Source organism: Phyllobacterium sp. T2-21 (assembly GCF_055378485.1).
In genome coordinates, this window is record NZ_AP027912.1 from 1,317,575 (window position 1) to 1,340,120 (window position 22,546).

Genomic DNA, 22,546 nt, shown 5'->3' on the forward strand with positions numbered 1-22,546 from the left:
CAGGGCATTGATCAAGCATATTGACTCGGCGGAGTCGGCAATATGAGCTTGAGGCGAAAGTGGCGAGTATGGATTTGAACGGACGTATTACGGTTCTTGGTGCAATGCTAGCGTCCTTGACGCTGGCCGGGTGCATGTCGTCACCAACCTATGGCACCAACAAGACATCTGGAAGCCAGTTGCTGGACGACGTTTCCAATATCGCTTCGTTCAGTCCCAAGAAAAAAGACCCGATAACCTATAATCCGCGCCCGGATCTCGTTCGCCCTGTCGCTGGCAAGCCAGGCCAGTTGCCTGCGCCGCAGGAAAATGCCGTCGCCGCGAACGCTACGAAGTGGCCGGAATCGCCGGAACAGCGGCGCAAGCGTTTGCGTGATGACGCTACGGCCAATCAGAACAATCCCAACTATGTGCCGCAGATCGAAAATGACACGCCGCCCGCAACACGGGCTGTCGATAATGGCGAGCATGGCGTCTACAACGACAGAAACCCGCCTCCCTCGGGCGTGAGCACGGCAAGCAAGCAGTCTGCGGAATTCCGCGCCCGCCGCCTTGCTTCGACCGCCGGTTCGGCGACCACGCGGCGTTATCTGAGCGAGCCGCCGCTGGCCTATCGCGCGCCGGCGGCGACGGCCGCTGCCGATGAGCTTGGCGAAGACGAAGCCAAGAAGGAACGCGACCGCAAGGCCGCTGCCCGCAAGGACAAGGGCTTCAGCTTCAAGAACCTCATTCCCTGGAATTGATGCCACCGGAATTTGAACCGCTGCATGACACGTGAAAGGCTCCTTCAGGGAGCCTTTCTTTTTTGGGACGTCAGAAAGCGTCTTGCCTTTGCCTTGATGTACCGAGACTATTGCGTCACAGCTTGTCAGTTGAGGGCCACCGATCTTGCGTCTTTTGCGTCTTCCCGGATTGATTATTCTCATTCTCCTGACAGCCTTCGGTTTTTTCTGGGGCGGATTTGCGCTCTGGTATCAACTTCCTCTGGACCTGCCCGGTGTGACGGGCGGTGTGATTGTCTGGGTCCTGATCGGGCTTGTGGTTCTTTGGCTCGAGGTGACGGGGCGGGTTCGGCGCGCCCTGATTGTGCTCATTCCGGTCATGGCGGCCCTCCTGTTCTGGTGGAGCACCATAACTCCGTCGCTCAATCGCATCTGGGCGGATGACGTGGCGCAGACCGTTACGGGAACACTGGTGGGCAATCATGTGACGCTGGCCAATGTCCGCAATTTCGAATGGCGCAGCCAGACGGATTACACGCCGCGCTGGGAAGTCCGGTCCTATGATCTGGAAAATCTGGCTTCGGTGGATGTGTTTCTGTCGTACTGGTCGAGCCCGGCCATTGCGCATACGCTGGTGAGTTTCGGTTTCAACAATGGTGATCAGGTGGTTTTCTCGGCCGAGATCCGCAAGAAGCGGCACGAGCAGTTCTCGGAAATCGGCGGCTTTTTCAAACAGTTCGAGCTGGCGATGATCGCCGCCGACGAGCGCGACATCATCCGGCTGCGCAGCAATATCCGCAAGGAGGATGTGTATCGGTATCGGGTCAACCTGACACCGGAAATGCGGCAGGCGCTGTTTCTGTCCTACCTCGACACCGGCAACCGGCTGTCCAAGCAGGCGCAATTCTACAACACGGTGACGGCCAATTGCACGACGGTGATCTTTGACATGATCCGGGCAATCACGCCCGGAGTGCCGCTGGACTACCGCGTCATCCTTTCCGGTTACCTGCCCGGTTATCTCTATGATCTTGGTGCCATCGACCGGAGCAAGCCGCTCGAAGCGGAGATCGAGGCGGCTTTGATCAATCAGCGCGCCATGGATGCCGACAAGGCGGAAGACTTTACCGCCCGGATACGCGTCGATAATTAGAGCCGCTTTGCGCGGAAGAATTCCTTGAGGATGGTTTCAGCTTCCTGTTCGCGGAAGCCGGAATAGACCTCCGGCGCGTGATGGCAGGTGGGCTGGGCAAAAAATCGCGCGCCGTTTTCCACGCCGCCGCCCTTGATGTCCTGCGCCCCGTAGTACAATCGCCGGATACGGGCGAAGGAAATGGCGGCAGCGCACATCGTGCACGGCTCGAGCGTGACATAGAGATCGCAACCCGTCAGACGCTCATCGTTCAGCGCTTCGCAGCCCTGCCGGATGACCAGAATCTCCGCATGGGCGGTGGGATCGTTGCGTTCCCGGGTGCGGTTTCCGGCCTGGGCCAGAACCACGCCGTCCTTCACCAGAACGGCACCGACGGGCACTTCGCCGCGTTTTGCCGCTGCCTTCGCCTCGGCCAGGGCAAGGTCCATGGGGCCCATAGGATCAGTTTTTTGGTTCACGCTGCACTCATGGTCCAGAATTTACTCGCAAGCTGCCGTCATAGCTGGTAGTTAGCCCCGCTGAAAGGCAAACATTCCATGACCAGTTCAAATGATGACGGAAAGGGCGGTAAACGTCCCTTTGAAAAGCGCAGCTTCGACAAGAAGGGCGCCGATGGCGGCCGCGGTGGCCGTCCGGCTCCGCGCAAGTTCGATGACGGAGCGCGGGATCCCGCGACGCGCGGTCCGCGCAGATCATCGCATGAGGAAGCGCCGGTCGACGACAGCGAGCGCATCGCCAAGCGCCTTGCCCGCGCAGGCATAGCCTCGCGCCGCGAAGCCGAGACAATGATTGCTGCAGGCCGTATCTCGGTCAATGGCAAGGTGCTTGCCAGCCCCGCGATCAATGTCAAGCGTGAAGACCGCATCGAAGTCGACGGCAAGCCGTTGCCGCAGAAAGAACGCACGCGCCTGTGGCTCTACCACAAGCCGGCCGGTCTGGTGACTACCAACCGCGATCCGGAAGGACGCCAGACGGTTTTCGAATCCCTGCCGAAGGATATGCCGCGTGTCCTTTCCGTCGGACGTCTGGATATCAATACCGAAGGTCTTCTGCTGCTGACCAATGATGGCGGCCTGTCGCGTGCGCTTGAACTGCCGTCCACGGGCTGGCTGCGCCGCTACCGCGTGCGTGCCCATGGCAGCGTGACCCAGGAAAAGCTCGATACGCTGAAGGACGGCATTGCCGTCGAAGGCGTGTTCTACGGCGCGATCGAAGCCACGCTCGAACGCGAGCAGGGCTCCAATGTCTGGATCATGATGGGACTGCGCGAGGGTAAGAACCGCGAAGTCAAGAATGTGCTCGGTGCGCTTGGCCTGTCCGTCAATCGCCTGATCCGCATTTCCTATGGCCCGTTCCAGCTTGGCGATCTGCCCGAGGGTTCGGTGCGGGAAATGAACGGCCGTACGCTGCGCGACCAGCTTGGCGAGCGCCTGATCGAAGAATCCGGTGCCGATTTCGAAGCGCCGATCATCAATGTCTTTTCCAACGATGCGGTGAAGGGCGAAGCGGTACAGCAGCCGGCTGCCGATCGTCCGGCGCGCCGTTCCTCCGAATGGATATCGAGTGCGCCGGTGGCGAAAAGCCGTGGCCCGCGCAAGTCCAAGGACGAAAGGCGCGAGGAAGGCCTGTCGCGCCTGACGACCGATCGCAGCGAACGGCCAGGAGCCTCGCGCGACGCACGCGGCGGCCGCGACGAACGTCCGGCCCGTGCACCGCGTGCGGACGACCGCAAGCCGCGCGATGCCGCTGGCCCCAAGGGTGCGCGCGGCGCAAAGGCTGAAGAGGCCGCGCCTCCACGTGCCCGTTCGGCCAATGTCTGGATGGCGCCGGGCGCGCGCCCGGTTGGCAAACCCAAGGCAAAGACCGGCGAACCGCGGGGCGAGCGCCGCCACTCCGATGCACCACGCACGGAACGGCCGCGCCGTTTCGAGGAAGGTTCCGCGCGTCCTGCGGGTGACCGGCCGCAGCGTGAACGTCCTGCCGGTGCCTATGCGGGCGGCGACAAGCCGCGCAGCTATTCCCCGCGCCCGCCTCGCGGCGATGACGAGCGGGCCGAGCGTCCGAAGCGTTCCTTCGGATCGGATCGGCCGGAAGGTTCTCGCGATGGCCCGCGTCCACCGCGCCCGCCACGGGTGGGCAAGCGCGAACGCGCCGAACTGAAGGAGCGGGAAGCCGCCGGCGGCAAGCCGTCCTTCCAGTCCGAGCGCCCCAATCGCGCCGAACGTCCATACGGCACCAGTGGCCGCCCAACCCGGCAGGATGGCCGCTCCGGTGACCGGCCCTATGGCGGACCGAAAGGCGCGGCACCGCGTGGTGCGCCATCGGGCGCTCCCAAAGGCCCGCGCGGCGGTTCCGGCGGTGGCGCAGGCCGTCCGCCACGCAAGCCCAAGCCATAGGCGTGGACTTGATGCGGATTGTCGGCGGCAAATTTCGCGGGCGGGCATTGGCGACGCCGAATACCAATGCCATCCGGCCGACCACGGACCGGACGCGGGAAAGCCTGTTCAACATTCTGGTGCACAATTATCCGGAAAAGTTTGAAGCGACGCGCGTGCTGGACCTTTTCGCCGGCACGGGCGCCCTGGGGCTTGAAGCCATATCGCGGGGCGCGCGCTATGGCGTCTTCATCGAGGAGTCGACGGAAGGGCGCGGCCTGATCCGCACCAATGTCGAAGCCTTCGGTTTGCTGGGCAACACCAAGATTTTCCGCCGCGATGCCGCCAAACTCGGCGATGCCGGCACGATCGAGCCGTTCGATCTCGTTTTTGCCGACCCGCCCTATGGCAAGGGCCTGGGCGAACTCGCCTTCAAATCCGCTCTTGAAGGCGGCTGGCTCAATCCCGACACACTTCTCGTGCTTGAAGAAGAAGCCGAGGCCGTGATCAACCTGGATTCGCGATTCTCGGTGGCCGAAGAACGCCACTACGGCGGAACAATCATACGATTTGTCACGTTGAACGGCTAAGCAAACGACCGGACCGGAAAACTTCCGGCTTTGAACAGAATTGCGAAGGAAGATTGATGTCGCAAATAGTGAGCCGTACCATTGCGGCATTGGTTTTGGCCGGAACAGTATCGACCGCCGGTTTCATTCTTCCCGCATATGCCCAGACGATGGCGCAGCTCACCGCGGAGGTCCAAAAGGCCGATAGTGCCGGTGTCTCGTCCTTCCGTTTGGACAATGGTCTCGAAGTGGTGGTGATACCCGACCATCGCGCGCCGGTCGTTACCCATATGCTCTGGTATCATGTCGGATCAGCCGACGAAGACCCGGGCAAGTCGGGCATTGCGCATTTCTTCGAACATCTGATGTTCAAGGCCACCAAGACCTATCCGGCCGGTGAATTCTCCCGCAAGGTGGCTGAAATCGGCGGCCGCGAGAATGCGTTCACCTCCTATGATTACACCGCCTTCTTCCAGCAGGTGTCGCCGCAGGCGCTTGAAATGGTCATGACCTATGAGGCGGACCGCATGGAAAACCTCATCCTGAACGAGGATGTGGTGAAGACCGAGCGCGACGTGGTGCTCGAAGAGCGCCGGTCGCGCACCGATACCAATCCCGCCGCCCTGCTGTCGGAGGAGGTCAACGCGACGCTCTATCAGAACCACCCCTACCGCTTCCCGGTTATCGGCTGGTTGCACGAGATGCAGCAGCTCAACCTCAAGGATGCGCTCGCCTTCTACGAAAAATTCTACACGCCAAACAATGCGACGCTGGTTGTCTCGGGCGATGTCGATGCAGCGGCGGTCAAGGCGCTGGCGGAAAAGACCTATGGCAAGGTGCCGCGCCGTTCGGAACCCGGCAAACGCATGCGGCCGCAGGAACCGGAACAGAACACCAAGCGCACCGTATCCCTTGCCGACCCGCGCGTATCGCAGCCAAGTTTTCAGAAAATATGGCTGGTGCCATCCTATAACAATGCCAAGCCCGGTGAAGCCGAGGCGCTTGACCTCCTGAGCGAAATCCTCGGCGGGTCCACGCGCAGCCGCGTCTATCAGGCACTGGTCGTGCAGGATGGATTGGCCGCCAGCGCCGGCGTCTATTACCAGGGCGGCGCGCTCGATGACGGCACATTTGCCGTCTATGGCGCACCGCGCGGTTCAGCCTCCCTGCAGCAGGTGGAAGCCGGCGTGGATGCGCAGATTGCCCGCATCATCAAGGACGGCATTACAGCAGATGAACTGGAGAAAGCCCGCAACCGCTTTCTGAAGAGCGTTATCTTTGCCCGTGACAGCCAGGCGGGCATGGCCCGCATCTATGGCTCGACGCTGTCGACCGGTCAGACGATCAAGGACATTCAGGAATGGCCGGATCGCATCCAGGCGGTGAAGGTTCAGGATATTCAGGACGTGGCCAAGCGCTATCTCGTCGATTCGCGCTCGGTGACCAGTTACCTGATGCCGGAGAACGGCAAGCCTGACGAGAAGATGCCGTCGACGGGTGAGACCGCGCCGATGCAACCACAGACCGAGGGAGTCATCCAATGATCCGCCTGTTGACACCCGCTTTCAACCGGATGGCCGCCGCCTTGCTGCTGGTCATCCTCGCCGTGGCGCCGGTCTATGCCGTGGAAATCAAGGAAGTCGTTTCTCCCAAGGGAATTCGCGCCTGGCTGGTGCAGGATGACTTCGTTCCGCTGATTGCCCTGCGGTTTTCCTTTCAGGGCGGTTCGGCGCAGGATCCCAAGGGCAAGGAAGGCCTCGCCAATCTGATGACCGGCCTTTTCGATGAAGGTGCCGGCGATCTCGATTCCGATACGTTTCAGGAAAAGCTTGACGATGTCGGCGCTGAAATGAGCTTCAGTGCCGGGGACGACCGCATTTCCGGCGCCATGCGCATGCTTGCCGACAAGCGCGATGAAGCGGTCGATCTCTTGGCGCTCGCCGTCAATAAGCCGCGCTTCGATCAGGCGCCGATTGACCGGATCCGCCAGCAGGTGGTCGCCAACATCAAAGCCGCCGAGCGCGATCCGAACACCATCGCCGGCCGCAAGTTCGCCGAAGCGTTGTATGGCGATCATCCCTATGGCCGCCAGTCGCAGGGCACCGAAGCCAGCCTGGCATCGATCACCCGTGATGATCTCGCCGCTTATCACAAGCGGGTCTTTGCCCGTGACCATCTTATTGTCGGTGTTGTCGGCGCAATCAGTCCGGAACAGCTGGGACCGCTGCTCGACAAGGTGTTTGGTGATCTGCCGGACAAGGCCCAGCTTGATCCGATTGGCGATGCCAAGCTGGCCTTGGGCAAGACAACCCGCGTCGACTATCCCCTGCCGCAGACATCCATTTCCATGGTCTATCCGGGCGTGCGGCGTCAGGATGCGGATTTCTTCCCGGCCTACATCATGAATCACATTCTGGGCGGCGGTACCTTCTCCTCGAGAATTTACAGCGAAGTGCGCGAGAAGCGCGGCCTTGCCTATTCCGCCGGTTCAGCCCTCATCAGCAGGGATCACATGGCCGCCCTGACCATATCCACGGCAACCCGCTCCGACCGGTCCGGGGAAACCCTGCAGATCCTCAAGGATGAGGTTGCCCGCATGGCCAAGGACGGTCCGACCGAGCAGGAACTGGTCGAGGCCAAGAAATATCTCGTCGGCTCCTATGCCATCAACAATCTGGATTCGTCATCGGCCGTCGCCAGCACGCTGATCGGCCTGCAGGATGAGCATCTGGGCCGCGACTATATCGACAAGCGCGCGGATCTGATCAATGCTGTGACATTGGATCAGGTGAAGGCAGCGGCGCGGAAACTGCTTGAAACCGATCCGGCCATTCTGATCATCGGGCCGCCCCAATCCTGATCAGCCGGGGATATGACATGAGCGCACGCGATCTCGAAAGTGTTTCCGGTTCTGCGGGAACCGGCGTCGTCAGCAGTTCGCCAAGCTTTGCGATTGCTTTTGGCGGCGGCGGGGCGAGGGGACTGGCGCACATCAACGTCATCGAGGCGCTGGACGAGCTCGGCATCAGGCCGGTCGCCATTTCCGGTTCCTCCATCGGCGCCATCATGGGCGCGGGCATGGCAGCGGGCATGTCCGGCCGGGACATACGCGACTATGCGGTGGCAACATTGTCGCGGCGCGCCGAAATCGCCGCGCGGCTCTGGCGCCTGCGCCCGGCGACCTTTGGCGAAATGTTCGGCGGCGGCATCCGCTTCAGCCAGTTCAACATCGAAAAGCTGCTCAAGACATTCCTGCCGGAACAGATACCCGATACGTTCGAGGAACTGCCCATTCCGCTCAGCGTCACCGCAACGGATTTTTACGGTCAACGGGAAATTCCCATCCATCAGGGCGATCTCTTCAGCGCCATAGCCGCTTCCGCGGCCATCCCGGCGCTGTTCCGTCCGGTGCGCCGCGACGACCGTGTGCTGATCGACGGTGGCATCTACAATCCGGTGCCCTTCGATCATCTCAAGGACAGGGCCCAGTTCGTCATCGGTATCGATGTGGTCGGCGGCCCGGAAGGCGACGGCCGCAAGTTTCCGTCATCGATTGACGCGATGTTCGGCGCGAGCCAGCTGATGATGCAGTCGATCATCGCCACGCGGTTGCGGACCGATCCGCCTGCAATTTTCCTGCGGCCCAGCGTTGCCCGGTTTGGCGTGCTGGATTTTCTGCGGGTCGAACAGGTGCTGAACGAGTCGATTGGTATCAAGGATGAATTGAAGCGGGCTGTTGATGCCGCCATTGCCTATACGGAACATGCCGAACAGGAATAGCGGCTTATACTCAAGAGGTGGCCTGTTCCGTTGGCCGCGTCTATTCACAGGAACGACAATACCTCGAGATAGACGGCCCACCAGAAACCTATTCCGAGCGCTGCCATACCATACCACAGGAGTGCCATGGCAAAACGGTTGCGCTTTCCTGTCCAAAACCCGCGATGCAGGGCGGGTTTTGGTTTGTCGGCGGCTGCAAGTGCGAATGTCACCATGATAAATGAGCCTGACTGAGTGTACATTCGTCGCTTTTTATCAGGATCACGGTTTTATCAGAATCCGTAGTCTTACCGACCTCACTCCGCCGGCTCAGGATCGGGAAGCATCTCTTCCGTGTCGATGCGCTTGGATTCGCGGGTCGGCTTGATCAGCGGCTCCGGCGTGACCGGGCGTGTCAGCAACAGGTCATTGCCCGCCATCAGGCCTTCGGCCGCCTGGATGTGCAGCCGATCCTCGTCACGGCGGCGGATGTCCTCCATGATCTCGTAGGCCACATCTTCGCTGGTTCCGAGCTCTTCAAGCGTGCGGCGGCCGAACAGCAGGCCTGATTCAAAGGTCTCGCGCAATTCGTACTGCACGCCGCGGGCGCGCAGTTTCAGCGTGTGGCCCCGGTCATAGGACCGCACGAACAGCTTGATATCGGGATATTCCGACTGGATGAGCTCGACGATCCGGTCGGTGGTCTCCTTCTTGTGCGTGCAGATGGCAACGATTTTCGCCTGGCGGATACCGGCTGCCTCCAGCACTTCCTTGCGCGTGCCATCGCCGAAATAGATGCGGAAGCCGAATTTCGAGGCGGCGCGGATGCGGTCGGCCGAGGCATCGATCAGCGTGACGCTGGTGCCGCCCGCCAAAAGGATCTGCGCTGCGATCTGCCCGTAGCGGGAAAAGCCGATCATGAGCACATCGGCACCGGCAGCACCGTCGAAATCCTCGTCGATCTGTTCTTCCGCGTGGGCGTCGACAAGGAAGCGGTTGCCAAGGGCGACCGACAGCGGCATCACGGCCATGGACAGCGTGACCACCGCGATCATCTCCGATGCCGTCGAGGTGCTGAGCAATCCGGCCGCCGCCGCCGTGGTGAACAGGACGAAGCCGAACTCACCGCCCTGCGGCAGGAAGAAGGCGATGCGGGTCGCATCATTGTGATTGCATCGGAAGAGCCGCGCGAGGATGTAGACGACAAGTGCCTTCACCGCCATGAACATGGGCACCGCAAGAAGAATCGCCTCCCAGTCGGCAAGGATGACCTTGAGGTCAATCGACAGCCCGACGGCCATGAAGAACAGGCCGAGGAAAATACCGCGGAACGGTTCGATGTCCGCCTCCAGCTCGTGCCGGTAGGACGATTCGGCCAGAAGGACGCCGGCGATGAACGCGCCCATGGCCATGGACAGCCCGGCAAACTGCATCAGCAGCGCGGCGCCGAGCACGACGAACAGGGCGGCGGCAATCATCACTTCCCGCGCGCCGGTATTGGCGATGAACCGGAACAGCGGATTGAGGAGATAGCGGCCCACCGCAACGATGGCGCCGATGCAGACGACGGCGATGAGGAATTTACCAAGCGGATCAGCCTGATGCTGGGCGGAACCGGGTGCAAGCACGGGAATCATGGCCAGCAAGGGAACGATCGCCAGATCCTGGAACAGCAGGATGGCGAAGGATGTCTGCCCGTGCGGCATATTGGTCTCGCCGCGCTCTTCCAGGATCTGCATGGCGAACGCCGTGGACGACAGGGCAAGGCCGAAGCCGATGACCAGAGCCGCCTGCCAGTTGACGAGATGGAAGGCGAGGATGAGCCCGGTCAATGCCGCACCGGAAACAATGACCTGCGCCGCGCCGAGGCCGAAAATCGCATGGCGCATGTTCCACAGGCGCGTGGGTTTCAATTCGAGGCCGATCACGAACAGCAGGAAAACCACGCCCAGTTCGGAAAAATGCAGGACCTGTTCGCCATCGGTGATGAGATTCGCCAGCGGCCCGATCAGCAGGCCCGCCGCGAGATAACCCAGCACCGTCCCAAGCCCGAGCCGTTTGAACAACGGGGCGGCAATGATCGCCCCAGCCAACAGAGCCAGAGCCTGAAAGTAGAGATTGCCGCTTTGTGAAAGCATGAGCCTGACCCAGTCTGTTGCGAATGTTACCAGTGTTTGCCTTGATAGACCCCAATTTGCACCATATAGGAGGCAGTGCATTGTCTGATCATTGGTCAGATATGTCCTTGCATCCTATCATGCAATCAACTCTAGGGATGAATATGATCGAGCCGGCCAATTCCCGCGAATTCGTTGACAATGCTGCTGCGCTTGTCGAAGCCGCCCGCCGGGCCGGAGCCGACGCCGCCGATGCGGTTGTCGTGCGTTCGCGGTCCACGGGTGTCAGCGTCAGGCTTGGCAAGGTCGAGGCGACCGAATCGTCGGAAAGTGACGATTTCTCCCTGCGCGTCTTTGTTGGCAGGAAAGTGGCAAGCATATCGGCAACCGCCGGTTCCGACCCGAAAATTCTGGCCGAGCGCGCCGTCGCCATGGCCAGGGTTTCGCCGGACGATGCGTTTGAAGGCCTGGCTGATCCGGCCAAACTGGTGCGCACCATCCGTGATCTTGATCTCTATGATCCGACCGTCGTTGCGGCAGCGCGGCTGACCGAAGATGCATTGGCTGCGGAGGCTGCCGCCCTTGAAGTTGACGGCGTTACCAATTCCGGCGGTGCGTCGGCTTCCGCCGGGCTCGGCGGCATGGTTCTGGTGACATCGGGCGGTTTTGTCGGCCATTACATGGGGTCGCGCTTTTCCCGTTCGGTCAGCGCCATCGCCGGCACGGGTACCGGGATGGAACGCGACTATGATTTTTCCTCGCGCCAGCATTTCGATGCGCTCGAGGACCCCGCAGCCATCGGCCGTTCTGCCGCCGCGCGCGCGGTCAAACGCCTGGGCGCCCGGCAGGCCAAGACCGGCCTGGTCAATGTGGTTTATGATCCGCGCGTGGCACGCGGCATCGCGTCCCATCTTTCCAGCGCCATCAATGGCGCATCCGTTGCGCGCAAGACCAGTTTTCTGAAGGACCGCATGGGCCAGAAGATTCTCGCGGACAGCATCAATGTCACGGATGATCCGCTGCGCATCCGCGGCTCGTCCTCGCGGCCCTTCGACGGCGAAGGAATTGAGGGCGAAGCACTGACCATGGTCGAGAACGGTGTTTTGAAGCACTGGTTCCTGTCCACGTCAACGGCTGCGGAATTGGGGCTGAGCACCAATGGCCGCGGTGTGCGTTCAGGATCGACCGTTGTTCCGTCGTCCACCAATTTTGCCATCGAGCCGGGGGATGAAACGCCGGAGGCCCTGATCCGCGCTGTCGGCAATGGCTTCTATGTCACGGAGCTTTTTGGCCAGGGCGTCGATATGATCACCGGGCAGTACAGCCGTGGCGCATCCGGTTACTGGATTGAAAATGGCGAACTGGCCTATCCCGTCAGTGAAGTCACGCTTGCCTCCAACCTGAAGGATATGTTCCTGAACATGGTTGCGGCGAACGATATTGACCGTAACTTTGGCGTCGCCAGTCCGACACTCCTGATCGAAGGCATGACTCTTGCCGGCAAGTGAAAAAAATCGCGATGATCTAGCCCTGATCCGGGAAGCGGCGGAAGGCGCCGGGCGTATCGCCCTGTCCTATTTCCGCCAGGACCCGCAGGTCTGGATGAAGACCGGCAATTCGCCGGTGAGCGAGGCAGATCTTGCGGCGGACAAATATCTCAAGGACATGCTTCTGACGGCCCGGCCCGATTATGGCTGGATTTCCGAGGAAACCCTCGATGACCGCGTGGCGACAGCGCGCCGGCGCTTTTTCGTCGTCGATCCCATCGACGGTACGCGCGCCTTCATCGAAGGGTCGGATGTCTGGTGCGTCAGCGTGGCGGTTATCGAGGATGGCCGTCCGGTGGCCGGTGTGCTGGAATGTCCGGCGCGCGGCGAGACGATCACAGCGCTTCCAGGGCAGGGGGCTGAACAGAACGGCACAGCCATTCATGTCAGCACCAGCGGCATTCCGTTCAAGGTGGCGGGCCCGGGGCCTTTCTTGAAGAAGCTGCCGGATCATTTCCAGCAATCCATGATTGCCGCGCCCTACATCGCTTCGCTGGCCTATCGCATTGCCATGGTTGCCCGGGGTGATATTGCCGGGACCTTCGTCCGGCCAAATTCCCATGACTGGGATCTGGCGGCGGCCGATCTCATTCTTGCGGAGGCGGGCGGTCATGTCCTGACGGCGAACGGCAAGCCGCTGACCTATGGTTTGCGCAACAACGAGACGGGCGATTATCGCCATGGCGCGCTTGTCGCGGCCAGTGGTTTATTGATGGACAACATGTTGGACGTTGTCGCCGAAACCGCCTTCGGCTAAACAGACTGAAAATTCAACGATTGATCACTGAACGGATGGGCGACCATGAGCGAAAATACAGCAGAACCGAAGCAGTTGCTTCACCTGGTTTTTGGCGGCGAACTGAAGAAGCTCGGCGGTGTTGAATTCCGCGATCTGGAAAAGCTGGATATCGTCGGCATCTACCCGAATTTCGAAACGGCACAGCGCGCCTGGAAGTCCAAGGCCCAGCAGACCGTCGACAACGCACATATGCGCTATTTCATCGTGCACATGCACAAATTGCTCGATCCCGACACGGGCAAGGCAAGCTGACCGGTTCTCCGGTCGCGCATTGACAACGGCATGATTGATAACAGCACAGCAACCGCCAAGGCGCCCCGCAAGAAGAACGGGGTGCTGAAACGGTTTTGGCGTTCCATCCGGGGCCCGCTGGCGAAGTCGCGTTTCGTCCGCTTCCTCGTGGTCTGGCTGATCACCCAGTTCTTCCGGCTGGTGAATGCCACCAACCCGCGTCTGCCCGGCTCGTCCGATCTGGAGGATATGAAGCGGGGCGGTGAGCCGTTCATTGCCGTGGCCTGGCATGGCCAGCATCTGATGGCGCCCTTTCTGATGCCGCGCGGCGTGCGCTTCGCCGCCATGTTCTCCAAGAGCAAGGATGCGGAACTCAACGCGCGGGTAGCCGAACGGTTCGGTGTCGAGATCATCCGCGGTTCCGGCGGGCGGGAGCCGACGAAAAGCATCGAAAAGGGTGGGGTAAGGGCCTTGCTCGCCCTGAAAAAGGCATTGAAGGACGGTAAGACGGCGGCAATGATTGCTGATATTCCCCATGGGACACCCCGCGATTCCGGTCAGGGTGTCATTCTCCTTGCCAAACTGTCGGGCCGCCCGATCATTCCCATCTGCTATATGACATCGCGCAGGAAAATTCTCGAGAAGAGCTGGGATAAGACAACCATTCCCTTGCCATTCGGCAGGTCAGGGTTGATTGTCGGCGACCCGATCTTTGTCCCCGAGGATGCCGATGATGCAATGCTTGAAGCCAAGCGTGTCGAATTGACCGCCAGCCTGAACGCCAATACGGTACGGGTGCAGGCGCTTGTGGATGGCCGGGCATGAGCGAACGGTGGGCGCGCATTGTCCTGAGCACCTATCGCTGGGTGGGTGCAATGGTCTTTCCGGCTGTTGGCGCCTATGTCGCCTTCCGCGCCAGCAAGGGCAAGGAAGAACGCGGACGTCAGGGCGAACGTTATGGCGTGGCCAGCGTTGCACGGCCGGCGGGACCGCTGGTTTGGGTCCATGCGGCGAGCGTCGGCGAAACCTCTGCCGTCACGCCGCTGGTTGAAACCATCGTCGACATGGGAATCAGCGTCGTTCTCACCACCGGGACCGTGACCTCCGCCAAGATGGTGCAGGAACGTCTGGGTGACCGGGTCATCCATCAATATGTGCCGCTCGACCTGAAGCCGGCGGTCGACCGGTTCCTCAGCCACTGGCAGCCCGATCTCGCCGTTATCTGCGAATCCGAGATCTGGCCGATGACCATTCTTGAACTGGGGCTGCGGCGGGTGCCGCAGGTTCTGGTCAATGGCCGCCTGTCGGACAAATCCTTTGCTGCCTGGCAGAAACGGCCGTCCATCGCGGAAGCGCTGTTTGAAAATCTCGCCCATGTGGTGGCCCAGTCCGACATTGACGGCGAACGGTTCCGCGCGCTCGGGGCCCGTCCGGTCACGGTATCGGGCAATCTCAAAGTCGACACCGCAATCCCGCCGGTCGTGGAGTCGGAACTCGAGGCTCTGCAGAGGCAGATCGGCAAGCGCAAGACCTGGGCAGCGATTTCCACCCATCAGGGTGAGGAAGATGTCGTCGCACAGGTTCATCACATGCTGAAGGTCCGGCATCGCGACCTCCTGACCATTATCGTGCCGCGTCATCCCGACCGCGCCCCGGCAATTGCCGAAGAAATCGAAAAGCTCGGCATGAAGGTGGCATTGCGCAGCCGCGGCGATGTCATCGCGCCGGATACCGACATCTATCTCGGCGATACGATCGGCGAGATGGGCCTGTATCTGCGGCTGACGGAAATCGCCTTTGTCGGGCGGTCGCTCATGGCGCAGGGCGGCCAGAATCCGCTGGAACCCGCCATGTTGAAGACGGCAATCCTTTCGGGCCGCAACGTGCAGAATTTCCGCGATTCCTACCAGCGCCTGATCAAGAATGGCGCAGCCAAGCTCATCCGTGACAAGGACATGCTGGCTGGGGCCGTCAACTACCTCTTCAACAATCCGGCTGAACGCCAGGTGATGATTGATGCGGGAACGAAGACGGTTGAGGACATGCGCGGTTCGCTTGATCTGACCATGACGGCGCTCGAGCCCTTCATCCAGCCCCTGGTGCTGAAGGCGCGGTTGAGCGCGCGTGAAGGTGGCTGGAAATGACCAGCGAAGCGCCTCCTTTCTGGTGGGAAAAGCCGGATTGGCGCGCGCGGGCCCTCAGCCCCCTGTCAAAGATTTACGGTATGGTTGCCGGACGGCGCATCCGCCGCGCCAAGCCGCCTGCCGTTCCCATTCCCGTTCTGTGCATCGGTAATTTCACCGTCGGCGGCGCGGGCAAGACGCCCACCTCCATTGCCTTCGCGCAGGCCGCTGTTGCCGCTGGTCTGAAACCCGGCATTGTCTCACGCGGTTATGGCGGCGCCTTCTCCGGACTGCACCGGGTCGATCCCGATCACGACAGCGCCCGGCATGTCGGCGATGAGCCCATGCTGCTCGCCCGCCATGCGCCGGTGGTTGTATGCGCCGACCGGTTTGCCGGGGCCACTGCGCTGCAGGCGGCGGGATGCGATTTCATCATCATGGATGACGGGTTCCAGAGTGCCCGCCTGCATTTCGACTATGCGCTCATGGTCGTCGATGCGGGGCGGGGTATCGGCAATGGCCACGTCATTCCCGGCGGCCCGCTGCGCGCGCCGCTGACGGATCAGTTGGTGCGCACCGATGCCCTGCTCAAGATCGGTTCGGCCAATGGCGCGGACCAGCTTGTGAGGAACGCTGCACGCGCGGCCAAGCCGGTATATGAAGCCATGCTCCGGCCCAAGGCGGCGCTTGCGGTTGCGGGCAAAACGCTGCTCGCCTTTGCCGGCATCGGCGATCCCGCCAAATTCTTCCGCACGCTGGAAGAAGCCGGTGGAACGATCAAAGAGGCACGCCCCTTTCCGGATCACCATCCCTATACGGATGAGGAAATCGCCGATCTCCTCAAAAGTGCCGATGCGGACGGTTTGACCCTGATCACCACGGCGAAGGATCATGTTCGCCTGCTCGATGGCAGCGAAATCGCCAGGGCATTCGCCGCGAGAACGCAGGTTCTGGATGTGGAGCTGGTTTTTGCGCACCCGCGGACCGTATCGCGCGTCATCAATGAAACCCGGGAAAGGGCGCGCCTGCGAATGATCCGGCGCCTATAGTCCGCGGCGGAAGTTGCGTATGCGCGGCGGCGTTTCACCCATGGGTATATCCATGGAGCGGCCGGTTGTTTGGCTGTATTGCCGGTCGTTGGAAAAGAGAATTCGTCCTGGCGTGCCGATCTGCACGGACAGGGCTACCTTTGGCGCCGATTTCGCCGCCGGGATTTCAATCTCGTAGGCAATGGGGAAATAGCCGCTGCGGCCCAGCGTGAAGCTTGTCTCGCCGATCACCGGCATGGGTTTCGAGTTGCCGTTGGTCGCATCATAGGCGGTGATGTAAACGACGGAGCTTGGTGAAAGCCGTGCCAGCGGCGAGCCGCGCAGATAGCCCTTGATCGTCTTGGTCGGTCCGCTATAGGCCGGTTCGCGTTTGGCGCCCACCGTGGTGCAGCCGCCGGCCAGAAGCGCGGTCGCGGCAAGGGCCAAAAGCGTGGACCGGCGATTGATCACCGGTCAGGCCTTGCTGCGCTGGCGCAGCGACGGGTTCATTTCAAGCTCGCGCTCAAGCGAAATCGTTGCATCCGCATAGGCTTCCTGGCGGGCAACGCTCCAGTACCGCAGCTCATCCAGCGCGATTTTTTCCGACGTCACGGCGCACAGCACATAGGAGCCCGGCGACAGGACCTGAAAGTCGCCGTCGAGGTAGCGTATCTTGGCTTCGCGTGAGCCGGGGCCTTCAAACCTGTTCATTGTCCGGTGGTTTCCAATTCTTTTCGTCAGCTCATTTAGGCGGCAGATGCCCCGCGGGTCAAGACGTCAGCGCCTGCCGAAAAGCCGCTCGATATCCGTGAGCTTCAGTTCGATGTAGGTGGGCCGGCCGTGATTGCACGTGCCTGAGCCGGGCGTGTCTTCCATCTGGCGCAACAGTGCGTTCATCTCGTCCGGCTTCAGCCGCCGGCCGGAACGCACGGAGCCATGGCAGGCCATCGTGGCGGCAACATGGTCGAGAATGGCCTTCAAACCGTCGGATGTATCGTGTTCGGCAATCTCGTCTGCAAGGTCGCGGATGAGCTGCTGCACGTCGATCTCGCCCAGCATGGACGGGGTTTCCCGCACGGCGACCGCACCGGGACCGAAGGCCTCCACGCCCAGACCGAAGCGCAACAGGGTCTCCGCATGCGCCACCAGCCGCTCCACGTCCTCTTCCGGCAGATCGACGATCTCGGGAATGAGCAGCATCTGCGCGGGCAGGGGTCTTGAATGCAGCGCCGTCTTCAATGCCTCGTAGACAAGCCGCTCATGTGCCGCGTGCTGGTCGACGATGATGAGACTGTCTTCCGTCTGCGAGACGATGTAGTTCGCATGTATCTGCGCGCGTGCAGCGCCGAGCGGTGCGGCCAGCAGGGCTTGCGGCACCTCCGTTGTGCTGGCCCGCGTATCGGTAGCCAGCACGTCCGCTTCAGCCAGGAAGCCGCGTGGCGGTTCCGCAAATCCGTTGCCCGCATGGAATGGCGCCGGGTCCGGTGTGACGGGACGAAAGGCAGACTGCTGGGTTGTATAGTTCTGGTTGACCGTTGGCGAACCCTGCCAGTGCTGTGCCGGTTGGGCCGGGCGCAAAGGCTCCGCTCCGCCGAGCCGGAAGGACTGCAGCATGGCTTCCGCTCCGCTGGTGGCGGCGCGAATGCCGGACTGGCCGAGCGCCTGGCGGATTGCACCGACGATCAGCCCGCGCACCAGACCCGGATCGCGGAAGCGCACATCGGCCTTGGCCGGATGCACATTGACGTCGACCAGCGCCGGATCGAGGTTGAGGAACAGCACCACGACCGGGTGCCGGTCGCGCGAGATAACATCCGCATAGGCGCCGCGGATGGCGCCCCATATCTGCTTGTCGCGCACCGGCCGCCCGTTGACATAGGCAAACTGATGCAGGCTGTTGGCGCGGTTGAAGGCCGGTATCCCGGCAAACCCGGTCAGGCGCACCCCGTCACGCTCCGCATCGATGGCAAGCGCGTTCTCCGGGAATTCCCTGCCCAGCACCTGCGAAATCCGTTCCAGCATGCTGGCGGAGCCAATGCCCGTCGCCGCAAGCTCGAGCGGCGTACGGTCGCTGCCCGCCAGGGAAAAGCGGATATGCGGGAAGGCAATGGCAACCCGCTTGACGATATCGCTGATGGCAGAGGCCTCAGCCCGGTCGGTCTTCATGAATTTCAGGCGTGCGGGTGTAGCAAAGAACAGATCGCGCACCTCGGCGATCGTGCCGTTGTTCATCGCCGCCGGGCGCGGTCCGTCCATGTGGCCACCATGCACGCTGATCTCGAAACCGGAATCGGCCTGTGCCGTGCGGGATTTGACCGACAGCCGCGAGACCGAACCGATGGAGGGCAGGGCCTCGCCGCGAAAACCCAGCGCCCGGATATCATGCACGTCATCCGTCAGTTTCGATGTGCAATGGCGCGAAACGGCCAGCGTCAGTTCATCCGAAGGGATGCCCGATCCATTGTCGGTGATGCGGATGAGGTTCTTGCCGCCGCCCGCCGTCACCACTTCGATGCGGGTTGCCCCGGCATCGATGGCGTTTTCGACAAGCTCCTTCACCACGCTTGCGGGGCGTTCGATGACTTCACCCGCAGCGATCTGGTTGATGATGGTTTCGGTAAGCTGTTTGATGGCCATGCCATACATATAGGGGATTCGTCCGGCGACGGAAATTGTTCGCTGCCAAAGCGCACCGGAATATATTTTAAGCCAAAACTATCTGGCCATCGACGCGATTTTGGTGCTAGGTCTGGGAAAAGCATTATGGAGGAAATTACATGGCGCATTCCAAAGCTTCCTTTGTCTGGACGGATCCGTTTCTGCTGGAAGATCAGTTGACCGAAGACGAACGGATGATCCGGGACAGTGCGCGCGCCTTCGCGCAGGGAGAGCTGGCACCGCGTATCGAGGAAGCCTATCTCGAGGAAAAGACCGATCCGGCGCTTTTCCGCATGATGGGCGAGGCCGGGCTTCTCGGAGTGACGCTGCCGGAAGAGTATGGCACCGCCGGTGCGTCCTATGTCGCCTATGGTCTGGTTGCGCGCGAAGTCGAGCGCGTCGACAGTGGCTATCGCTCGATGATGAGCGTGCAGTCCTCGCTGGTCATGTATCCGATCTACGCCTATGGCTCGGAAGAACAGCGCAAGAAATATCTGCCGAAGCTGGCTTCGGGCGAGTGGATCGGCTGCTTCGGCCTGACCGAGCCCGATGCCGGTTCCGATCCGGCCGGGATGAAAACGCGCGCCGAAAAGGTTGCCGACGGGTACCGGATTTCCGGCTCGAAAATGTGGATTTCCAATTCACCCATCGCGGATGTCTTCGTAATCTGGGCCAAGTCCGATGCGCATGACGGCCAGATTCGCGGCTTCGTGCTCGAGAAGGGCATGAAGGGGCTTTCCGCTCCAAAGATCGGCGGCAAACTTTCGCTGCGCGCGTCTATCACCGGCGAAGTCGTCATGGACGGCGTTGTCGTTGGCGAAGAACACCTTCTTCCCAATGTTTCAGGCCTCAAGGGCCCGTTCGGTTGCTTGAACCGTGCCCGATACGGCATTTCCTGGGGTGTGATGGGGGCCGCGGAAGATTGCTGGCAGCGCACCGTGCAATACGGTCTCGACCGCAAGCAGTTCGGCAAGCCGCTGGCGGCTACCCAGCTGTTCCAGAAGAAATTCGCCGACATGCAGACGGAAATCACATTGGGCCTGCAGGCGAGCCTGCGGGTCGGGCGTCTCATGGATGAAGACCGGATGGCGCCGGAGATGATCAGTCTGGTCAAGCGCAACAATTGCGGCAAGGCGCTGGATATTGCCCGCGTTGCCCGTGACATGCATGGCGGCAACGGCATCCAGATCGGCTATCACGTCATGCGCCATGCGCAGAACCTTGAAACGGTCAACACCTATGAGGGCACGCACGATGTGCACGCGCTCATTCTCGGGCGCGCCCAGACCGGCATTCAGGCATTCTTCTAGGAATGGCCGACAGGCTCGTCCTGCTTGGAACCAAGGGTGGCCCGGCAATCCGTCCGGGCGGCCCGTCGCCCACGTCGTCCTTGCTGGACATATCAGGACGGCGGATCGTCATCGATTGCGGTCTTGGTGTGACTCGCGCGCTGGTCAACGCGGATCTGTCACTGAAGGATCTCGATATGATCCTGATCACGCATCTGCATTCCGACCATGTGCTCGAACTCGGCCCGCTCATGCATACGGCATGGACGTCGGGGCTTTCGCACAAAGTCACGGTCTACGGCCCGGCCGGAATTGAAGACTACTGGTCAGGCTTCCTGCAATCCATGCGCTACGACATTGATCTGCGCATCGAGGACGAGGGTCGGCCCGATCTGCGCGATCTTGTCGATCTGAAGGTCTATGCCGATGGTTTGGTCTATCAGGACGCGAGCCTGACGATCACCGCCTTGCGCGTCGATCATCCGCCGGTTGTCGATTGTTTTGCGCTGAAGATCGAAGCGGCAGGCAAATCCATCGTCTTTTCGGCGGATACGGCCTATTTCCCGCCGTTGTCCGGTTTTGCCCGGGAGAGCGATCTTCTCGTGCATGAAGCGATGCTGCCGGAAGGCGTGGACCGTCTCGTCGCGCGGACGGGCAACGGCGCACGCCTCAAAGAACATCTTCTCGCCAGCCATACGCTGGTTGAAGATGCCGCGCGGATCGCGGTGGCCGCTGAGGTGAAGCATCTTGTGCTGCATCACCTCATTCCTGCCGACGATCCGCAATTCGGCGAAGCCGACTGGGTAAAAGCTCTGGATGGCAAGTGGGATGGCCGATTGACCGTCGGTCGCGACGGTCTGGTCATCCCGCTCTAGACATCAGCCATTCCGGGCCGAATGCAGCTTTTCCAGTGCCGCCAGCAGAATGCACAGCGCGATACCCTGCGAGGCCAGTTCCACTTCCTGCAGGGAAGGGAATGTCGGCGCCAGCCGCAAAGTGCGGTCGTGCGGGTCCTTGCCGTGCGGTGAGGTCGATCCTGCCGGCGTCAAGGTCACCCCTGCCTGCTTGGCCAGTTCGACCACATGCTTGGCCGTGCCTTCCATGGCATCGACGCAGATGAAATAGCCGCCCTGCGGCTTCGACCATTCGGCGACGCCCGTGCCGGCGAGGCGCTTTTCCAGGGCAGCGTTGACCATGTCGAATTTCGGCGCGATCAGGGCGCGATGCGCCGCCATGTGCTTGCGTATGCCGTGCTCGTTCTTGAGGAACCGTACGTGCCGCAACTGGTTCAGCTTGTCGGGTCCGATTGTCCGCTTGCTGGCGCTGGCAAGGTACCAGCGCACATTGGCTGCTGACGAGGCGAAGAAGGCAAGGCCGGCACCCGCCAGCGTTACCTTGGACGTGGAGGCGAAGACAAAGGCCCGGTCGGGATGTCCGGCCTTTTCGCACAGGTCGAGAATATCGGGGATCTGATGCTCGGTTTCCGTGAGATGATGCACCGCATAGGCATTATCCCAGAACAGACGGAAATCAGGAGCACCGGTTTTCATCGCGGCAAGACGTTCGATCACCGCATCGGAATAGGTCTCGCCGGAGGGGTTCGAGTATTTCGGCACGCACCACATGCCCTTGACGCTCGGATCGGCAGCGAGTTTCTCGACCATGTCCATGTCAGGCCCATCGCCCTTGAGCGGTACGGGCAGCATGCGGATGCCGTATTCCTCCAGAATGGAGAAATGCCGGTCATAGCCGGGCACCGGGCAGATGAAAGCCGGGGCTTCCGTCTTCTGCCAGGGTTCAATGCCGCCAGGAACGCCCTTGACCCAGGCCCAGAGCAGGCAGTCGTGCATCAGCGCCAGACTGGAATTGTCGCCGACAACGATCCGATCCGGCGACGTGCCGAGCGTTGGCGCGAACAGCGTGCGCACTTCCGCCAGTCCCTGCAGATTGCCGTAATTGCGGGCATCTTCACCGGCTTCGCTGAAGTGATCGCCATTGCCGGGCAGGGTCAACATGCCGTTGGCGAGCGCCAATTGCTCGGGGCTCGGTTTGCCGCGGGTCATGTCGATTTTCAGTCCACGGGCACGGAAGGCCTCGTATTCCTTCAAAGTCTTTTGGCGCAGGGCGGCGAAATCGTCACTGTTCAGATCGGCAATACGGCTCATGGGAAGGTCAG

The 22,546-nt window shown here is 61.4% G+C and carries 22 protein-coding genes; 15 read left to right on the top strand and 7 right to left on the bottom strand.

All coding sequences use genetic code 11. The features are described from left to right. Nucleotides 1–68: 68 nt before the first annotated feature. The gene (locus ACZ5FP_RS06585; protein WP_464663201.1) at nt 69–743 is read left to right on the top strand and encodes a hypothetical protein; all 675 of its coding nucleotides are present in this window, start codon (nt 69–71) and stop codon (nt 741–743) included. Nucleotides 744–888: 145 nt separating this feature from the next. Beyond that, nucleotides 889–1,875: an Lnb N-terminal periplasmic domain-containing protein gene (locus ACZ5FP_RS06590; RefSeq protein WP_464662819.1), complete on the top strand. Its 987-nt coding sequence runs from the start codon at nt 889–891 to the stop codon at nt 1,873–1,875. Here the strand turns inward: ACZ5FP_RS06590 and ACZ5FP_RS06595 are convergent. Continuing rightward, a complete protein-coding gene (locus ACZ5FP_RS06595) occupies nt 1,872–2,303 on the bottom strand; it encodes a nucleoside deaminase (RefSeq protein WP_223612392.1) in 432 nt (143 codons plus the stop codon). The genes ACZ5FP_RS06590 and ACZ5FP_RS06595 overlap by 4 nt on opposite strands. A gap of 108 nt (nt 2,304–2,411) precedes the next feature. Here ACZ5FP_RS06595 and ACZ5FP_RS06600 point away from each other — a divergent pair, with 108 nt between their 5' ends. From ACZ5FP_RS06600 to ACZ5FP_RS06620, 5 genes are read left to right on the top strand one after another with little or no spacing between them, the layout of a single operon-like run. Next, a complete protein-coding gene (locus tag ACZ5FP_RS06600; RefSeq protein WP_346307505.1) occupies nt 2,412–4,271 on the top strand; it encodes a pseudouridine synthase in 1,860 nt (619 codons plus the stop codon). 11 nt (nt 4,272–4,282) lie between these two features. Further along, entirely contained in the window at nt 4,283–4,840 is a 558-nt protein-coding gene (gene rsmD, locus ACZ5FP_RS06605; protein WP_223611663.1) for a 16S rRNA (guanine(966)-N(2))-methyltransferase RsmD, read from the top strand. Between the two features lie 56 nt (nt 4,841–4,896). Beyond that, on the top strand, nt 4,897–6,363 hold the full coding sequence (locus ACZ5FP_RS06610) for a M16 family metallopeptidase (RefSeq protein ID WP_464662820.1): 1,467 nt from the start codon (nt 4,897–4,899) through the stop codon (nt 6,361–6,363). Beyond that, nucleotides 6,360–7,679, top strand: a complete 1,320-nt coding sequence (locus ACZ5FP_RS06615; protein ID WP_464662821.1) for a M16 family metallopeptidase — start codon at nt 6,360–6,362, stop codon at nt 7,677–7,679. Before ACZ5FP_RS06610 ends, ACZ5FP_RS06615 begins: the two co-directional genes overlap by 4 nt. A 17-nt stretch (nt 7,680–7,696) precedes the next feature. Beyond that, a complete protein-coding gene (locus tag ACZ5FP_RS06620) occupies nt 7,697–8,599 on the top strand; it encodes a patatin-like phospholipase family protein (protein WP_464662822.1) in 903 nt (300 codons plus the stop codon). Nucleotides 8,600–8,643: 44 nt separating this feature from the next. Here ACZ5FP_RS06620 and ACZ5FP_RS06625 read toward each other — a convergent pair whose 3' ends face one another. Together ACZ5FP_RS06625 and ACZ5FP_RS06630 are read right to left on the bottom strand one after the other, a co-directional pair. Beyond that, the gene (locus ACZ5FP_RS06625; RefSeq protein WP_464662823.1) at nt 8,644–8,814 is read right to left on the bottom strand and encodes a hypothetical protein; all 171 of its coding nucleotides are present in this window, start codon (nt 8,812–8,814) and stop codon (nt 8,644–8,646) included. 81 nt (nt 8,815–8,895) lie between these two features. Beyond that, entirely contained in the window at nt 8,896–10,716 is a 1,821-nt protein-coding gene (locus tag ACZ5FP_RS06630) for a monovalent cation:proton antiporter-2 (CPA2) family protein (protein ID WP_464662824.1), read from the bottom strand. Nucleotides 10,717–10,859: 143 nt separating this feature from the next. Here ACZ5FP_RS06630 and ACZ5FP_RS06635 point away from each other — a divergent pair, with 143 nt between their 5' ends. The 6 genes from ACZ5FP_RS06635 to lpxK are packed head-to-tail and all read left to right on the top strand — an operon-like array spanning nt 10,860 to nt 16,444. Beyond that, nucleotides 10,860–12,203, top strand: a complete 1,344-nt coding sequence (locus ACZ5FP_RS06635; RefSeq protein ID WP_464662825.1) for a TldD/PmbA family protein — start codon at nt 10,860–10,862, stop codon at nt 12,201–12,203. Then, a complete protein-coding gene (locus tag ACZ5FP_RS06640; RefSeq protein ID WP_464662826.1) occupies nt 12,190–12,999 on the top strand; it encodes a 3'(2'),5'-bisphosphate nucleotidase CysQ in 810 nt (269 codons plus the stop codon). The genes ACZ5FP_RS06635 and ACZ5FP_RS06640 overlap by 14 nt, the downstream gene beginning before the upstream one ends. A 45-nt stretch (nt 13,000–13,044) precedes the next feature. Further along, nucleotides 13,045–13,293 carry a DUF4170 domain-containing protein gene (locus tag ACZ5FP_RS06645; protein WP_105736221.1) on the top strand — a complete coding sequence of 83 codons (249 nt, stop codon included), beginning with the start codon at nt 13,045–13,047 and terminating at the stop codon, nt 13,291–13,293. Between the two features lie 30 nt (nt 13,294–13,323). Further along, nucleotides 13,324–14,097 (top strand): lysophospholipid acyltransferase family protein, encoded by a 774-nt coding sequence (locus ACZ5FP_RS06650; protein ID WP_223611656.1) that lies wholly within the window; start codon nt 13,324–13,326, stop codon nt 14,095–14,097. Beyond that, the gene (gene waaA / locus ACZ5FP_RS06655; RefSeq protein WP_463011663.1) at nt 14,094–15,416 is read left to right on the top strand and encodes a lipid IV(A) 3-deoxy-D-manno-octulosonic acid transferase; all 1,323 of its coding nucleotides are present in this window, start codon (nt 14,094–14,096) and stop codon (nt 15,414–15,416) included. The genes ACZ5FP_RS06650 and waaA overlap by 4 nt, the downstream gene beginning before the upstream one ends. Further along, entirely contained in the window at nt 15,413–16,444 is a 1,032-nt protein-coding gene (gene lpxK / locus ACZ5FP_RS06660; RefSeq protein WP_464662827.1) for a tetraacyldisaccharide 4'-kinase, read from the top strand. Before waaA ends, lpxK begins: the two co-directional genes overlap by 4 nt. Here the strand turns inward: lpxK and ACZ5FP_RS06665 are convergent. From ACZ5FP_RS06665 to mutL, 3 genes are all read right to left on the bottom strand, one after another. Further along, nucleotides 16,439–16,894: a hypothetical protein gene (locus ACZ5FP_RS06665; protein WP_464662828.1), complete on the bottom strand. Its 456-nt coding sequence runs from the start codon at nt 16,892–16,894 to the stop codon at nt 16,439–16,441. The genes lpxK and ACZ5FP_RS06665 overlap by 6 nt on opposite strands. 3 nt (nt 16,895–16,897) lie before the next feature. Then, nucleotides 16,898–17,134 (bottom strand): DUF2093 domain-containing protein, encoded by a 237-nt coding sequence (locus ACZ5FP_RS06670; RefSeq protein ID WP_223611652.1) that lies wholly within the window; start codon nt 17,132–17,134, stop codon nt 16,898–16,900. Between the two features lie 66 nt (nt 17,135–17,200). Then, on the bottom strand, nt 17,201–19,060 hold the full coding sequence (mutL, locus tag ACZ5FP_RS06675; protein ID WP_464662829.1) for a DNA mismatch repair endonuclease MutL: 1,860 nt from the start codon (nt 19,058–19,060) through the stop codon (nt 17,201–17,203). 140 nt (nt 19,061–19,200) lie between these two features. On the opposite strand from mutL, the gene ACZ5FP_RS06680 reads away from it, so the two are divergent. Then, nucleotides 19,201–20,391 carry an acyl-CoA dehydrogenase gene (locus tag ACZ5FP_RS06680; protein ID WP_426136772.1) on the top strand — a complete coding sequence of 397 codons (1,191 nt, stop codon included), beginning with the start codon at nt 19,201–19,203 and terminating at the stop codon, nt 20,389–20,391. A 2-nt stretch (nt 20,392–20,393) separates the two neighbouring features. Beyond that, nucleotides 20,394–21,245 (top strand): MBL fold metallo-hydrolase, encoded by an 852-nt coding sequence (locus ACZ5FP_RS06685; RefSeq protein ID WP_464662830.1) that lies wholly within the window; start codon nt 20,394–20,396, stop codon nt 21,243–21,245. Between the two features lie 3 nt (nt 21,246–21,248). On the opposite strand, the gene ACZ5FP_RS06690 is transcribed toward ACZ5FP_RS06685, so the two are convergent. Further along, nucleotides 21,249–22,535: an aspartate aminotransferase type Ic gene (locus ACZ5FP_RS06690; protein WP_464662831.1), complete on the bottom strand. Its 1,287-nt coding sequence runs from the start codon at nt 22,533–22,535 to the stop codon at nt 21,249–21,251. Nucleotides 22,536–22,546 lie beyond the last annotated feature (11 nt).

Bases quoted from the DNA above. Each gene is read 5' to 3' on its own strand.
- ACZ5FP_RS06585 (WP_464663201.1), top strand. From the start codon at position 69: ATGGATTTGAACGGACGTATTACGGTTCTTGGTGCAATGCTAGCGTCC.
- ACZ5FP_RS06595 (WP_223612392.1), bottom strand. From the start codon at position 2,303: ATGGACCTTGCCCTGGCCGAGGCGAAGGCAGCGGCAAAACGCGGCGAA.
- ACZ5FP_RS06600 (WP_346307505.1), top strand. From the start codon at position 2,412: ATGACCAGTTCAAATGATGACGGAAAGGGCGGTAAACGTCCCTTTGAA.
- rsmD (WP_223611663.1), top strand. From the start codon at position 4,283: ATGCGGATTGTCGGCGGCAAATTTCGCGGGCGGGCATTGGCGACGCCG.
- ACZ5FP_RS06610 (WP_464662820.1), top strand. From the start codon at position 4,897: ATGTCGCAAATAGTGAGCCGTACCATTGCGGCATTGGTTTTGGCCGGA.
- ACZ5FP_RS06615 (WP_464662821.1), top strand. From the start codon at position 6,360: ATGATCCGCCTGTTGACACCCGCTTTCAACCGGATGGCCGCCGCCTTG.
- ACZ5FP_RS06620 (WP_464662822.1), top strand. From the start codon at position 7,697: ATGAGCGCACGCGATCTCGAAAGTGTTTCCGGTTCTGCGGGAACCGGC.
- ACZ5FP_RS06625 (WP_464662823.1), bottom strand. From the start codon at position 8,814: ATGGTGACATTCGCACTTGCAGCCGCCGACAAACCAAAACCCGCCCTG.
- ACZ5FP_RS06630 (WP_464662824.1), bottom strand. From the start codon at position 10,716: ATGCTTTCACAAAGCGGCAATCTCTACTTTCAGGCTCTGGCTCTGTTG.
- ACZ5FP_RS06635 (WP_464662825.1), top strand. From the start codon at position 10,860: ATGATCGAGCCGGCCAATTCCCGCGAATTCGTTGACAATGCTGCTGCG.
- ACZ5FP_RS06645 (WP_105736221.1), top strand. From the start codon at position 13,045: ATGAGCGAAAATACAGCAGAACCGAAGCAGTTGCTTCACCTGGTTTTT.
- ACZ5FP_RS06650 (WP_223611656.1), top strand. From the start codon at position 13,324: ATGATTGATAACAGCACAGCAACCGCCAAGGCGCCCCGCAAGAAGAAC.
- waaA (WP_463011663.1), top strand. From the start codon at position 14,094: ATGAGCGAACGGTGGGCGCGCATTGTCCTGAGCACCTATCGCTGGGTG.
- lpxK (WP_464662827.1), top strand. From the start codon at position 15,413: ATGACCAGCGAAGCGCCTCCTTTCTGGTGGGAAAAGCCGGATTGGCGC.
- ACZ5FP_RS06670 (WP_223611652.1), bottom strand. From the start codon at position 17,134: ATGAACAGGTTTGAAGGCCCCGGCTCACGCGAAGCCAAGATACGCTAC.
- mutL (WP_464662829.1), bottom strand. From the start codon at position 19,060: ATGGCCATCAAACAGCTTACCGAAACCATCATCAACCAGATCGCTGCG.
- ACZ5FP_RS06680 (WP_426136772.1), top strand. From the start codon at position 19,201: ATGGCGCATTCCAAAGCTTCCTTTGTCTGGACGGATCCGTTTCTGCTG.
- ACZ5FP_RS06685 (WP_464662830.1), top strand. From the start codon at position 20,394: ATGGCCGACAGGCTCGTCCTGCTTGGAACCAAGGGTGGCCCGGCAATC.
- ACZ5FP_RS06690 (WP_464662831.1), bottom strand. From the start codon at position 22,535: ATGAGCCGTATTGCCGATCTGAACAGTGACGATTTCGCCGCCCTGCGC.